This is a genomic window from Janthinobacterium sp. PSRC1-1 (assembly GCF_049897525.1).
In the GTDB taxonomy this organism is placed as follows: domain Bacteria; phylum Pseudomonadota; class Gammaproteobacteria; order Burkholderiales; family Burkholderiaceae_D; genus Janthinobacterium; species Janthinobacterium tructae.
On sequence record NZ_JAFCWK010000005.1, the window covers coordinates 291,807 to 304,706 of the forward strand.

12 protein-coding genes are annotated in these 12,900 nt (G+C 61.5%); 8 read left to right on the plus strand and 4 right to left on the minus strand.

What is annotated here, in order from left to right; translation table 11 throughout:
- Positions 1-59: 59 nt before the first annotated feature.
- The 7 genes from ACP7DW_RS13145 (at position 60) to bamC (ending at position 6,154) form a co-directional block, all read left to right on the plus strand.
- Positions 60-893, plus strand: coding sequence for a 3',5'-nucleoside bisphosphate phosphatase (locus ACP7DW_RS13145; RefSeq protein WP_101482317.1), 834 nt, complete (start codon positions 60-62; stop codon positions 891-893).
- Between the two features lie 92 nt (positions 894-985).
- Complete coding sequence (gene htpX, locus ACP7DW_RS13150; RefSeq protein WP_426055581.1) at positions 986-1,870, plus strand: protease HtpX; 885 nt, start codon at positions 986-988, stop codon at positions 1,868-1,870.
- Between the two features lie 36 nt (positions 1,871-1,906).
- Entirely contained in the window at positions 1,907-2,530 is a 624-nt protein-coding gene (locus tag ACP7DW_RS13155) for an L-threonylcarbamoyladenylate synthase (protein WP_298402406.1), read from the plus strand.
- Between the two features lie 93 nt (positions 2,531-2,623).
- Positions 2,624-3,301, plus strand: a complete 678-nt coding sequence (locus ACP7DW_RS13160) for a site-2 protease family protein (protein ID WP_219136849.1) — start codon at positions 2,624-2,626, stop codon at positions 3,299-3,301.
- Positions 3,302-3,344: 43 nt separating this feature from the next.
- Positions 3,345-3,917 carry a class I SAM-dependent methyltransferase gene (locus tag ACP7DW_RS13165; RefSeq protein WP_099762769.1) on the plus strand — a complete coding sequence of 191 codons (573 nt, stop codon included), beginning with the start codon at positions 3,345-3,347 and terminating at the stop codon, positions 3,915-3,917.
- Between the two features lie 84 nt (positions 3,918-4,001).
- Positions 4,002-4,880, plus strand: coding sequence for a 4-hydroxy-tetrahydrodipicolinate synthase (dapA, locus tag ACP7DW_RS13170; protein ID WP_426055580.1), 879 nt, complete (start codon positions 4,002-4,004; stop codon positions 4,878-4,880).
- A gap of 80 nt (positions 4,881-4,960) precedes the next feature.
- The gene (gene bamC, locus ACP7DW_RS13175; protein ID WP_426055579.1) at positions 4,961-6,154 is read left to right on the plus strand and encodes an outer membrane protein assembly factor BamC; all 1,194 of its coding nucleotides are present in this window, start codon (positions 4,961-4,963) and stop codon (positions 6,152-6,154) included.
- A gap of 159 nt (positions 6,155-6,313) precedes the next feature.
- On the opposite strand, the gene ACP7DW_RS13180 is transcribed toward bamC, so the two are convergent.
- Both ACP7DW_RS13180 and ACP7DW_RS13185 read right to left on the minus strand, forming a co-directional pair.
- Positions 6,314-6,571 carry a hypothetical protein gene (locus ACP7DW_RS13180; protein ID WP_426055578.1) on the minus strand — a complete coding sequence of 86 codons (258 nt, stop codon included), beginning with the start codon at positions 6,569-6,571 and terminating at the stop codon, positions 6,314-6,316.
- 353 nt (positions 6,572-6,924) lie between these two features.
- A complete protein-coding gene (locus tag ACP7DW_RS13185; RefSeq protein ID WP_099762772.1) occupies positions 6,925-8,046 on the minus strand; it encodes a cupin domain-containing protein in 1,122 nt (373 codons plus the stop codon).
- 93 nt (positions 8,047-8,139) lie between these two features.
- Between ACP7DW_RS13185 and ACP7DW_RS13190 the strand changes: the two genes are divergently transcribed.
- Entirely contained in the window at positions 8,140-8,685 is a 546-nt protein-coding gene (locus tag ACP7DW_RS13190; RefSeq protein WP_071075954.1) for an FKBP-type peptidyl-prolyl cis-trans isomerase, read from the plus strand.
- A gap of 54 nt (positions 8,686-8,739) precedes the next feature.
- Here the strand turns inward: ACP7DW_RS13190 and ACP7DW_RS13195 are convergent, their stop codons facing one another.
- A complete protein-coding gene (locus ACP7DW_RS13195) occupies positions 8,740-9,783 on the minus strand; it encodes a hypothetical protein (RefSeq protein ID WP_426055577.1) in 1,044 nt (347 codons plus the stop codon).
- On the minus strand, positions 9,780-12,482 hold the full coding sequence (gene mutS / locus ACP7DW_RS13200) for a DNA mismatch repair protein MutS (protein ID WP_426055576.1): 2,703 nt from the start codon (positions 12,480-12,482) through the stop codon (positions 9,780-9,782). The genes ACP7DW_RS13195 and mutS overlap by 4 nt, the downstream gene beginning before the upstream one ends.
- Between the last annotated feature and the right edge of the window lie 418 nt (positions 12,483-12,900).

The window sequence follows — 12,900 nt, forward strand, 5'->3', positions numbered from 1 at the left end:
CAAGCAGCGTACAATGAAAACTTCTTCCATGCTGAGCCCGTGCAGGGTATTGTTTTCACATGCTTAAAGTCGACCTGCATTGTCATTCGAATATCTCCGACGGTGTGCTCGCGCCCGCCGCTGTGGCTGCGTACGCGCGCAAGGCTGGCGTCGATGTATGGGCGCTGACGGACCACGATGAAGTGTCCGGCGTCGCCGCCGCGCGCACGGCCGCGCTGGACCTGGGCATGCGTTTCGTGGCCGGCGTGGAAATTTCCATCACCTGGGCCGGCCAGACCGTGCACATCGTGGGCTTGCAAGTCGATGAAAACAATCCGGGCCTGGTGCAGGGCTTGCACCAGACGCGCTCCGGGCGCGACGCGCGCGGCCGCGAAATCGCCCGCCAGCTAGACCTGGCCGGCATTCCCGACGCTTATGAAGGGGCTTTGAAATTTGTCGGCAACCCGGATCTGATGTCGCGCACGCACTTTGCCCGCTACATTGTGGAAACGGGGAAATGCGCGAACATCCCTGACGTGTTCAAGAAATACCTGTCGGAAGGCAAGCCGGGCTACGTCGAGCACCGCTGGGCCACCCTGGCCGAGGCCGTGGGCTGGATCCGTGGCGCGGGCGGCGTGGCCGTCATCGCCCATCCGGGCCGCTACCGCTTCAGCGACATGGCGCAAGGCGTGCTGTTCGATGAATTCAAGCAACTCGGCGGCGTGGCCATCGAAGTCGTCACGGGCAGTCACAGTCCGGACCAGTATCCCGAATACGCGCAGCTGGCCAACGCTTATGGCTTCCTTGCCTCGCGCGGCACGGATTTCCATGCGCCGGGCGAGTCGCGCGTGGATTTTGCCAAGCTGCCGCCTTTACCTGCCAATGTGACCCCGATCTGGCACGACTGGTTCTAGGGCGCGGCTGGCCTGCGCCTGCCGCGCAGGCTTGAAATTTGCCACTGCATGCTTATCTTTTAGCTATTACTCTCATTCTGGAGCCATCGCCCATGAAACGTATCGTCCTTTTTATTGCCACCAACCTGGCCGTGATGCTGGTGCTGTCGCTCGTCCTCAGCTTGTTGGGCGTGGGCAATCCGGCACGCGGCAGTACCCTGAACCTGGGCAGCCTGCTGGTGTTTTCGCTGGTGGTGGGTTTTACCGGGTCGATCTTTTCGCTGTTGATCAGCAAGCCGATGGCCAAGTGGAGCACGGGCGCGCGCGTCATCGACAACCCCACCTCGTCGACGGAATTGTGGCTAGTCAATACCGTGCGCGCACTGTCCGAGCGGGCCGGCATCGCGATGCCGGAGGTGGCCGTGTACGAAGGCGACGCGAATGCATTTGCCACGGGTGCCTTTAAAAACTCGGCGCTGGTGGCCGTTTCGACCGGCTTGCTGCAAAGCATGAACCGCGATGAAGTCGAAGCCGTGCTGGGCCACGAGATCGCCCACGTCGCCAACGGCGACATGGTGACCTTGACCCTGATCCAGGGCGTGGTGAATACCTTTGTCGTCTTCATGGCCCGCGTGGTGGGTTTCTTTGTCGACAATGTGCTGCTGAAAAATAACAACCGCGAAGGCGGCGGACGCGGCATCGGTTACTTTGTGACCGTGATGGTGTGCGAAGTCATCTTCGGCTTGCTCGCTTCCATCATCGTCGCCTGGTTCTCGCGCCAGCGCGAATTTCGCGCCGACGCCGGTTCGGCCAAGCTGCTGGGCAGTCCCACGCCGATGATGCATGCGCTGGCCCGCCTGGGCGGCGTGCCGCCGGGCGAACTGCCCCAATCGATGCAGGCGCTGGGCATCAGCGGCGGCAATGGCGGCTGGGGCGCGCTGTTCGCCACCCATCCGCCGATCGAGCAACGCATCGCTGCCTTGCGTGGCGTGCAATAATAATAACTAATGCCAATAACTAAGAATACGTAGACCATGAGTCAATTTTTCCAGATTCACCCCGAGAATCCGCAATTGCGCCTGATCAAACAGGCGGCGCAGATCATTCAGTCCGGCGGCGTGGTGGCCTTGCCCACGGATTCCTGCTACGCGCTGGTGTGCCAGCTCGACGACAAGGGCGCCGTCGAGCGCCTGCGCCGCATCCGTGGCGTGGATGAAAAGCATCATCTGACCCTGCTGTGCCGCGACTTGAGCGAACTGGGCGTGTATGCCCGCGTGGACAACCGCCAGTTCCGCCTGCTCAAGGCGGGCACGCCGGGCGCCTATACCTTCATCCTGGAGGCGACCAAGGAAGTGCCGCGCCGCCTCAGCCATCCTTCGCGCAAGACCATCGGCCTGCGCGTGCCGCAGCACCGCATCGTGCAAAGCCTGCTGGAAGAACTGGGCCAGCCCCTGCTGGGTGCGACCCTGACCCTGCCCGGCGATGAAGACAGCCTGACGGATGCCGACACGATCCGCGAACGGCTGGAAAAGCTGGTCGACCTGATCATCGATGGCGGCGTTTGCGCGCATGGCCCCAGCACCGTGATCGACCTGACGGGAGCGGAGCCGGAAGTGGTGCGCGTGGGACGCGGCGACCCGGCCGTGCTGGGCTTGTAGGCGGCATCGCGCGTCCATCCCGGCGCCGAAATTTACCTGTCTTTAACAGCAACGTAAGAAAGTGTCCAGGACGCCTCTGGTAGAATCGCGGTCATGAGCGATTTCAATACGATAGTCCAGACCGTTGCGGTGTACCTGGTGCCGGTGCTGTTTGCCATTTCCCTGCACGAGGCGGCGCACGGCTACGCCGCCCGCTATTTCGGCGACCCCACGGCCTCGAACGAGGGCAGGCTGAGCCTCAATCCCATCCGGCATATCGATCCTTTCGGCACGATACTGCTGCCCTTGATACTGTATTTCACGATCCAGGTACCGTTTGGCTATGCCAAGCCGGTGCCCGTCGATTTCAGCCGCCTGCGCAATCCGAAGAAGCAGATGGCCTGGGTGGCGTTTGCCGGGCCTGGCGCCAATTTCGTCATGGGCTTCGGCTGGATGATCGCCTTTGTCGTCCTGAGTGTCCTGCCGCCGACGGAAATGGGCATGTTTTTCCGCAAGATGGCCGGTGCCGGCGTCAGCGTGAATGCGGCCATGTTTGTCTTTAACCTGATTCCCGTGCCGCCGCTCGATGGCGGGCGCATCATGACGGGCTTGTTGCCGATGTCGCTGGCGCGTCCTTACGCCAGCATCGAGCGCTACAGCCTGTATGTCTTCGGCGCCCTGGTGCTGCTGATGTACACGGGCATCTTGAACCGCGCGTTGCTGGCGGCGATCGAATTTGTCATCGGCATTTTTGTCACCCTGGTCACGCCCCTGACGGCCATCTTGACTTGATGCCGCGCAAGCTGATGCACGCAATTAACTGATGGAAGTACCGATGCAAGTAACTGAACCAACAATAGAAACTGAAGCGATTTCGGGCTGGCTGCGCCGCTGGGCGCCCTTGATCCCGGGCGGCGAAGTGCTGGACCTGGCCTGTGGCGCCGGCCGCCATGCGCGCCACCTGGTCAGCCTGGGCCACCCCGTGATCGCGCTCGACCACGATCCGGAAATGCTGGAAAAGGCGGCCGGCACGGGCATCACCACCTCGCTGGTAGACCTGGAGGCGCCCGGTGCCGTATGGCCGTTCGCGCCTGGCCGCTTTGCCGGCATCGTCGTCACCAATTATCTGCACCGGCCTTTGCTCGAAGCGATGGTCGCCAGCCTGGCGCCCGATGGCGTGCTGCTGTATGAAACCTTTGCCGAAGGAAATGAACAGTTCGGCAAGCCGTCGAATCCGAAATTCCTGCTCAAGGAAGGCGAACTGCTGACCTGGGCGGTGCAGCACGGCTTGCGTGTGGTAGCGTACGAGGATGGGCGCGTGGAACAGCCAAAAGCTGCTCTGGTGCAACGAATTTGTGCCGTCAGGCCGGATTTTCCACGGTTGGCAGCCTTGCTGCCGACGTTTTGAGCGGCCATACTATGTCAGAATGCACCACAGGCGCGGGCTATCCGCTACAATCGTTGTTTTATTTATCGGCGCTATAAACTTACTATGATCAAGGGCAGCATTGTAGCAATCGTCACCCCGATGCACGCTGACGGCAGTCTGGACTTTCCAGGTCTGCGCAAGCTGATCGACTGGCATATCGCCGAGGGTACGGACAGCATCGTCATCGTTGGCACCACGGGCGAATCGGCAACAGTGAGCGTGGAAGAACACTGCGAACTGATCAAGTTGACCGTCGAGCACACCAAGGGACGCATTCCTATCATCGCCGGCGCCGGTGGCAACTCCACGGCCGAGGCCATCAAACTGACGCGCTATGCGAAAGAAGCGGGCGCCGATGCTGTCTTGCAAGTGGTGCCGTACTACAACCGTCCTACCCAGGAAGGCATGTACCAGCACTTCAAGGCCATCGCCGAAGCCGTCGACATTCCCGTCATCCTGTACAACGTGCCTGGCCGCACCGTTGCCGACATGAGCAACGAAACCATCGTGCGCCTGTCCGCCATCCCGAATATTGTCGGTGTGAAAGATGCGACCGGCAATATCGGCCGTGGCATCGACCTGCTGCGCCTGGTGCCAGCCGACTTCGCCGTGTACTCGGGCGACGATCCGACGGCCATGGCGCTGATGTTCTGCGGCGGCCACGGCAACATCTCCGTGACGGCCAACGTGGCGCCGCGCGCCATGCACGAACTGTGCGTCGCAGCCATGGCGGGCGAGCGCGCCACGGCGATCGCCATCAATAACAAAGTTTTCCCCCTGCACCAGAAATTGTTTGTCGAGCCCAACCCGGTGCCCGTCAAATGGGCGCTGGCCGAAATGGGCATGATGCCAGCCGGCATACGCTTGCCACTGGTGCCGCTGGCTGAAAATTGCCATGCCACCGTGCGCGAGGCCTTGCGCGACGCTGGCATCCTGTCTTAAGCCGAACTTCAAGCCCGGGCTTGACCAGTCCGGACCTTCCCTGATTCCAGCTGCTACTTAGCTTCTTATCCAGTTACGACATGACTAATTGCAAGAAAACCAAACCGGCGCCTGCCACCATCGCCGTCCGCGGCATCGTCATCGGCGCCGTCGCAGCCAGCCTCGCGGGCTGTGGCATGATCAGTTCGGTAGTCGGCGGCGACAAGGTCGACTACAAGTCGGTCAAGAAAGCCAGCACCCTGGACGTGCCGCCTGACCTGACGCAATTGCAGCAGGACAACCGCTACTCCCTGCCGGATGCGAAGAATGGCGTGGCCACGGCTTCCGGCTACAACGCGCAGCGCAACGCCACGGCCGGTACGCCCGTCATCGTGGGCGCCGACGGCGTGGTGGGCGTCGTGCCTGTCACGGCCGGTGGCGTGAAGGTCGAGCGCGCGGGCAACCAGCGCTGGCTGGTCGTCAAGCAGTCGCCTGAAGTGCTGTGGCCGCAGCTCAAGCAATTCTGGGAAGATTCGGGCTTTACCGTCGCCATCGACCAGCCGACCGCTGGCATCATGGAAACCGAGTGGAACGAAAACCGCGCCAAGCTGCCGCAGGACTTTATCCGCAACACCATCGGCAAGGCCTTCGATTCGATGTATTCGACGGGCGAGAAAGACAAGTTCCGCACCCGCGTGGAACGCCTGGCCGACGGTTCGACCGAGATCTACATCAGCCACCGTGGCGTGGAAGAGGTCGTTACGGGCCGCGACAAGGAAACCACCACCTGGACCGCGCGTCCCAACGATCCGGGCCTGGAAGCGCAATTCCTGGCCAAGCTGATGACGCGCCTGGGCGCGGCCAGCGACGATGCGCAGGCGAAGACGGCCGTCGACGCCGCCATCGTGCAGCCGCAGCACGCCAAGCTGGTGGGCCAAGCCGCCACGCCGGCGCGCGCCATCGAAGTCGATGAAGGTTTCGACCGCGCCTGGCGCCGTGTCGGCCTGGCCCTGGACCGCGTCGGCTTCACGGTGGAAGACCGCGACCGCACGCAAGGCACGTATTTCGTGCGTTACGTCGATCCCGATGTCGTCAAGAAAGATGGTTTCTTCTCGAAACTGTTCAGCTGGGGCTCGTCGTCCGACAAGGATAAGGAAGCGCAGCGCTACCGCGTCCTGGTCAAGGCCGGCAATGGCTCGACCAGCCTGGTCAGCATCCTCAGCAACGAAGGCCAGCCCGATGTCTCGCCAGTGGCCGAGAAGATCCTGGGCTTGCTGAACGAGCAGTTGAAATAAGGTAGTTTGAGCGGCAGGTGAAAAGCCTGCCGCATATTAGAAAAGGCTGACCAGGGAAACCGGGTCAGCCTTTTTGTTTTGGCGTACGCAATAGGTGCTTGCAACGTCCAATAAAAAAGCCGGCCCGAAGGCCGGCTTTCTCTAGTGCAGGGTGCTAAATTACTTAGCAGCCGATGCGGCAGCCGAAGCAGCCGTAGCAGCGTCGGCAGCAGCCGAAGCGGCTACCGAAGCAGCAGCAGCAGCTTCGGTAGCGGCCGAAGCAGCAGCGTCAGCAGCAGCAGCAGCTGGAGCAGCTTCAACTGCTGGAGCAGCTGCTGGGGTTTCAACTACTGGTGCTGGTGCAGGAGCTTCTTCTTTTTTGCTGCAAGCAGCCAGAGCAACAACCATCAGGGAGGCGATCAGCAGGGATTTTTTCATTTGTTTTCCTTAATTATTTCAAAAAATAAATCAATATTGTTGCGATGAATAATTACCGGTAATTATCGCTCGTTAGGTCGTCTTCGAAGGCTTTTCGTACCAGGTGGTGCCTGCCAGACAACGGAAACTTCCTAACCGAATATTATAGCGATTTTTGGTGCGTCGCAATAGGAGCAAGAGGCAAATTCGCAACTATTTTGTGATATCGCAATATTTGCCGAAGCAAATTGCAAGCAAGTGTAAGCGATTTGCGAAAGCACGACAAAACGATATAAAAATAATATGTTTCATTGTGTTAGCGCAGAGCTTGTCTTTTTACCTGCTGTCATACCACTTTGCTAAGCCGCACCCATTCAAGCCAGTTCGATCCAGCCATCCTGGTACCACGTATATAAGGCATCCATCACATCATCGGAAGCCTGGGCCACGGCGGCGCCATCGAGCGCGCGTTCGTTGGCCAGAGTTTCCAGAGCCGTTTTATCGGCCTTGCCAATGGCAAACGATTCGCCATTGATGAAGACATTCTTGCCACGATACAGCATCAGCGTCTTGCGCGACAACACGACGCCTTTTTTCTGGGCGGCGTCCGCGAAGCGGCCCACCGTCAGCGGCTTGGACAGCGGCGTGAAAAACACATTGTGTTTCGGTTCCGACAGGTGTTCGCCCAGGAAAATGGTCACGTCTTCTTCCGTGAAGCGCACCTTGTTGATTTCTTCCGTGATGGTGCTGAGCATTTCACGGGGGATTTCCGCCGGCTTGCCCGAGGCTTTCAAGTCGGGATCGCTGTAGATGCCCGGCAAGTCGATCGAGTCGGCCATGAATTGCAGGAAAGCTTCGCCCAGTTCCTGGAACGTGGGTGAGCGGAAGCCGATCGAATACGTCTGGCAATCGCCGATGGCCACGCCGTCGTGCGCGTAGTGGGGTGGCAGGTACAGCATGTCGCCCGGTTCCAGCGTGAATTCTTCGTTGGGCGTGAAGTTGCTGAGGATTTTCAGCGGCAAGCCGTCGATCAGGCTCAGGTCCTTCTGCGCGCCGATGCGCCAGTGGCGCTTGCCCTGGCCTTGCAGCAGGAACACGTCGTAGGAATCGAAATGCGGGCCCACGCCGCCGCCATCGGTGGCGAAGCTGACCATCAGGTCGTCCAGGCGCGCGTCCGGCAGGAAACGGAACTGGCGCAGCAGGGCATCGGCCTTGGCGCTGTGCAGATTGGCGCCCTGCACCAGCAGGGTCCATTCCTTCTGTTTCAGCGAGGGCAGGCTGGTCAACGGACCTTGCTGCATGTTCCAGTGGCCATCCACATGGCTGACCAGGCGCGATTCGACGTGGTCGAGGGTGGCCAGCTCGGCCAGGGCCTTGATATCGAACAGGGCCTTGAAGCCAGGCACAGCTTGACGGATCAATAAGGGCTTTTTATGCCAGTAGTCGCGCAGGAATTGCGCCGGCGTGATATCGCCGAGGAGAGTTAATTTTTTCATGCGCCCATTATAACAACCGGAAATGCAGGAATGCGCCTGTCGTTGGCGGCGTGAAGGTATAATTTGCCAGCTTATACAATGAAAGGAAGCATAATGAAGATTGCCAAAAATACGGTCGTGACTGTCAACTACAAACTGTCAGACGCGCAAGACAATCTGATCGAAGACGGCCGTCAGCCGATGGTCTACCTGCACGGTGATTATGAAAACACCCTGCCGAAGATCGAAGAAGAGCTCGACGGCAAGGAAGTTGGCTATTCCAACACGATCCAGATCGAACCGGATGATGCTTTCGGTGAATACGATCCAGCCCTGGTGAAGGTCGAGCCGCGCAATCGCCTGCCTGAGCCGCTGGAAGTGGGCATGCAGTTCGAAGGCATGCCGGAAAGCGATTCGCCGGACGAAGAAGCGATGATCTTCACGGTCACCGATATCGCCGACGACAAAGTCGTGCTGGATGGCAACCATCCACTGGCCGGCATCGCGCTGCGCTTCTCGCTGACCGTCGCTGACGTGCGCGAAGCCACCGACGAAGAAATCGCCCATGGCCACGTGCATGGCGCACACGGCCATGACCATGGCGATGATGAAGAAGAGGGTGACGAAGGCGATCACTTCCGTTCGCATCCGATTCACTAATATCGCTTGTTCCAGGCCGGCTACATGCCGGCCTGTTCGTTTGTGCCGCTGTTATTAACGGCGCACGGTCGACGCTTTGGCGCGCGCTTGCGCCGATGGCCTGACGGCACGTTGACGCACCTCAAAGAATGGCGTCTTGCCTGGCCGTACGGCGATGGCGGACCAGTCGTTGTCGATGCTGACGTGGCCCAGGTTGCCTTTCCAGCTGATTTTCGGCCCGCCAGCCCTGGCCGCGGCTTTTTTACTTTTCCCCTCCTTGCCGTCCGCCTCGCCAGCGCGCTGCGTATCGACCAATAGCACCTTGCCGCTGAATTTCTTCGCCAGGGTACGGATCTGCTTGCGCGGTCCGGCAAAGCCATCCTGTTTCGAACTGAAGCTGGGCAGCAGCGAATTGTCGTCTTCGTCCAGTACGCCCACGTCGCCATCGGAAAACAGTACGATGCCGTCGAGCTGCTTGCGCTGTGCCATGGCGAACAGGCGTTGCAGCCAGGAGCGGTTGGCGACCAGCCGGTCTTCGAATTCGCTGTTGCGTCCTGCTTCTGGCAGGAAATGGTTGTTATTCGCGGGCAGGTTGACGGTCGCAAACAGCACGCCGCCGTATTCCCAGTGGGCGTTTTCCGCATAGCTGCGGAACTTCGCCGTCGAGGACAGCCGCGACAGGGTCAGCTTGCGCTGGCCCAGGCTCTGGTCGTCGGCAAAATACACGTCGCGCAAGCGGTTCAGGCGTTCGATCGCGTTGACCCTGCCGCGCGAATTGCGGCAGTTGGCCCAGTCGCTGGCCGACAGCGAGACGATCAGCGGCGGCCCGCTGGCGTCCAGCACGTCCTTGCGCTGGCTGTACAGCTTGTCGCTGCAGGACTCGCTGGCGGCCTTGATGCCGGTCGCCACGACGAACGAGGCATTGAAGGCGCTCGTTTCCGCGATGGCTTTTTTCAGGGGACCGTCGTCCGGCCCCGCGTTGAAGGAATGGCCCAGCACGGCAAACTCGAAGCCGGCCTGGTCGGCGGGGGCGGCCAGCGCCGCCTGCCATGGCAGGCTGGCGACCAGCAGGCCGGCAGCCAGCAGGCGCAGGCTAACGATGCTGCGCCGTATCGTCATGCGGCGGCCAGCCGTTTCAACTGATACAGCTGTTCCAGCGCGTCGCGCGGCGTGAGCGCGTCGGGATCGAGGTCGGCGATGGCGTCGAGCAAGGCTTGCTGCGCTTCGTTCAGCGCGGCCAGCGGCGCCGCCGCTGCGTCTTCTTCCTCTTGCGCATACGGATCGGCGGAAGGCAGCGCGAACAGGTCTCGCTGCGGCGTGGCGTCGAGCGCCTGCGCTTCCAGGCGCGCCAGGTGCTTGCGCGCCGCCTTGATCACGGGCTGCGGCACGCCGGCCAGTTGCGCCACCTGCAAACCATAGCTTTGCGAGGCGGGACCGGCTTGCACGGCGTGCAGGAAGACGATGCTGTCCTTGTGCTCGACGGCCGACAGATGCACGTTGGCGGCGCTTGGGTGACTGTCCGGCAGTTGCGTCAGCTCAAAGTAGTGCGTGGCGAACAGGGTGAAGCTGCGGCTGCTGTCGATCAGATGGCGCGCGATGGCCCACGCCAGGGCCAGGCCGTCGAAGGTCGAGGTGCCGCGGCCGACTTCATCCATCAGCACCAGCGAGTGCTCGGTGGCGCCGTTCAGGATGGCGGCCGATTCCGTCATTTCCACCATGAAGGTCGAGCGTCCGCCCGCCAGGTCGTCGGTGGCGCCGATGCGCGTGAAGATGCGGTCGATGGGGCCGATGGTGGCGGACGCGGCCGGCACGTAGCTGCCCACGTAGGCCAGCAGGGTGATCAGGGCCACCTGGCGCATGAAGGTCGATTTACCGCCCATGTTCGGGCCCGTGATCAGCAGCAGCCGGCGCTCGTTGACGAGGCGGCAATCGTTGGCGATGAAGCGTTCGATCTGCTTTTCCACCACGGGATGGCGGCCTTCGACGATGTTGATGCACGGCTCGTCGACCAGCTGCGGCGCGGCCCAGTTGTGCTGCTGCGCATGTTCCGTCAGCGCGTTCAGGGTGTCGAGCTGGGCCAGGCCCTGCGAAATCGTCTGCAGAGTACCGATGTGCGGCGCCAGCTCGGCCAGCAGCAGGTCGTACAGCAGCTTTTCGCGCACCAGGGCCTTGTCTTGCGCCGACAGGGCCTTGTCTTCGAACACCTTCAGTTCAGGCGTGATGTAGCGCTCGGCGTTTTTCAGGGTCTGGCGGCGGCGGTAGTCGTCCGGCACCTTGTCCGTCTGGCCGTGCGTGACTTCGATGTAGAAGCCGTGCACCTTGTTGTATTCGACGCGCAGGTTGGCGATGCCCGTGCGCGCCCGTTCGCGCGTTTCCAGGTCGAGCAGGAACTGGCCCGCGTTTTCCGACAGCGCGCGCAGTTCGTCGAGTTCGGCGTCGAAGCCGGTGGCGAAGACGCCGCCGTCGCGCACCATGGCAGCCGGCTCCTGCGCCACGGCGCGCACCAGCAAGTCCAGGCAGGTCGTCGGTGTCGCCAGTGCCGCGTGGATGGCGGCCAGCAAACCGCTTTCGCCACCCTGGCCGCATTGGTCACCCCTATAGCAGCGCACCACGTCGCCGCGCAGGGCCGGCAGTTGCAATAAACCGTCGCGCAGGGCGGCCAGGTCGCGCGGACGCGCCGACAGCAGGGCGATGCGCGTGGTAATGCGTTCGATGTCGGGCACTTGCGCCAGCGTGGCGGCCAATGGCCCCGCCGCTTCGCTTTGCGCCAGCGCGGCGATGGCTTCATGGCGCGCGCGCGCCACGTTCTGGTCGCGCCGCGCATGGTGCAGCCAGTGGCGCAGCATGCGCGAACCCATGGCCGTGCGGCAATGATCCAGCAGGGAAAACAAGGTCGGCGACTCCTGGCCGCGGATGGTTTCCGTCAATTCCAGATTGCGGCGCGTGGCCGCGTCCAGGCCGATGAATTCGCTTTCCGTTTCCGTCGTCAGGGAGCGCACGTGCTGCAAGCCGCGACCCTGCGTCGATTGCGCATAGCGCAGCAGTGCGCCGGCCGCGCCGAACGCGGCGCCGAGACCATCGGCGCCAAAACCGGTCAAGGTCGCCACACCCAGCTGGTCGAGCAGGGCCTTGTGGCCGCCCACCACGTCGAAATGCCAGTCCGGCACGCGGTTGATGTGCGTGCCCGCGTAGTCGTCGAACAGGTTGCCATTGTCGCCGCTGAGAATTTCGGCCGGCACGATGCGTTCGAGCTCCTGCTGCAGGCGCACGGCCACGGTGCTGCTGTCGCCGGAAAACTCCATCAGTTTCAGCGCACCGCTGGCCAGCGACAGCCAGGCCAGGCCCGTGGTGACCGTCTTGCGCTGCGTGATGCTGCACATGGCCAGCAGCGGGCGCTCGGCCTTCTCTGGCAGCAAGTCCGCATCCGTCAGAGTGCCCGGCGTGACCACACGCATGACCTTGCGCTCGACGGGACCCTTGCTGGTGGCCGGGTCGCCGATCTGCTCGCAAATGGCCACCGACTCGCCCAGCTTGACCAGCTTGGCCAGATAGCCATCGAGCGAATGAAACGGCACGCCGCACATTTTAATGGGGTTGCCACTGGCCACGCCGCGCGCCGTCAAGGTAATGCCCAGCAGGCGCGAGGCTTTTTCCGCATCCTCGAAAAACAGCTCGTAGAAATCGCCCATGCGGTAGAAGACCAGCATCGTCGGGTGATTTTCCTTGATGCCTAGATATTGCTGCATCATGGGCGTGAGCTTTTCAGCCGAATTTTTCTTTGCCGCGGCGGCGTTGATTTCTTTTGGGACGGTGGTCATGTGTTCTTTGTCGTTGGTCCGGCGGCCGGAAAATGCGTGCCTGCCGGGCTGTGGGTGGTGCTGTGTGCGTTCAAGGCCGCGCCAGGAGGCGGAGCTTGGCTTCAAGGCCGTCATTTTACCGCTTTCGGCAGGCGGGGCGGCGTATTGCGTGTGGATGTGAAAAAGCCGCGCCGGTGGAGGTGGCGCGGCTTCGATATTGCTCGTTGGCGAAACAGTAATGCTGGCCTGACGGCGTTGCTGCCTTTGGATTACATCGCACCCAGGTCGGTGGCGCCGCCGACCGAGCCTTCCGGCATCAACCCACCAGATACTTCTTCGATTTCACTGCCGTTTAATTCTTGCATAGCTGTCACCTCACAATTAAGACTTGCGAAATTGCAAACCTAATCCATCGTAAAACAATTCTTGCTGCATGCCA

Coding starts and splice junctions, on each gene's coding strand:
- bamC (WP_426055579.1), top strand. CDS start 4,961: ATGACTAATTGCAAGAAAACCAAACCGGCGCCTGCCACCATCGCCGTC.
- ACP7DW_RS13185 (WP_099762772.1), bottom strand. CDS start 8,046: ATGAAAAAATTAACTCTCCTCGGCGATATCACGCCGGCGCAATTCCTG.
- ACP7DW_RS13160 (WP_219136849.1), top strand. CDS start 2,624: ATGAGCGATTTCAATACGATAGTCCAGACCGTTGCGGTGTACCTGGTG.
- dapA (WP_426055580.1), top strand. CDS start 4,002: ATGATCAAGGGCAGCATTGTAGCAATCGTCACCCCGATGCACGCTGAC.
- ACP7DW_RS13145 (WP_101482317.1), top strand. CDS start 60: ATGCTTAAAGTCGACCTGCATTGTCATTCGAATATCTCCGACGGTGTG.
- ACP7DW_RS13195 (WP_426055577.1), bottom strand. CDS start 9,783: ATGACGATACGGCGCAGCATCGTTAGCCTGCGCCTGCTGGCTGCCGGC.
- ACP7DW_RS13165 (WP_099762769.1), top strand. CDS start 3,345: ATGCAAGTAACTGAACCAACAATAGAAACTGAAGCGATTTCGGGCTGG.
- ACP7DW_RS13155 (WP_298402406.1), top strand. CDS start 1,907: ATGAGTCAATTTTTCCAGATTCACCCCGAGAATCCGCAATTGCGCCTG.
- mutS (WP_426055576.1), bottom strand. CDS start 12,482: ATGACCACCGTCCCAAAAGAAATCAACGCCGCCGCGGCAAAGAAAAAT.
- htpX (WP_426055581.1), top strand. CDS start 986: ATGAAACGTATCGTCCTTTTTATTGCCACCAACCTGGCCGTGATGCTG.
- ACP7DW_RS13190 (WP_071075954.1), top strand. CDS start 8,140: ATGAAGATTGCCAAAAATACGGTCGTGACTGTCAACTACAAACTGTCA.
- ACP7DW_RS13180 (WP_426055578.1), bottom strand. CDS start 6,571: ATGAAAAAATCCCTGCTGATCGCCTCCCTGATGGTTGTTGCTCTGGCT.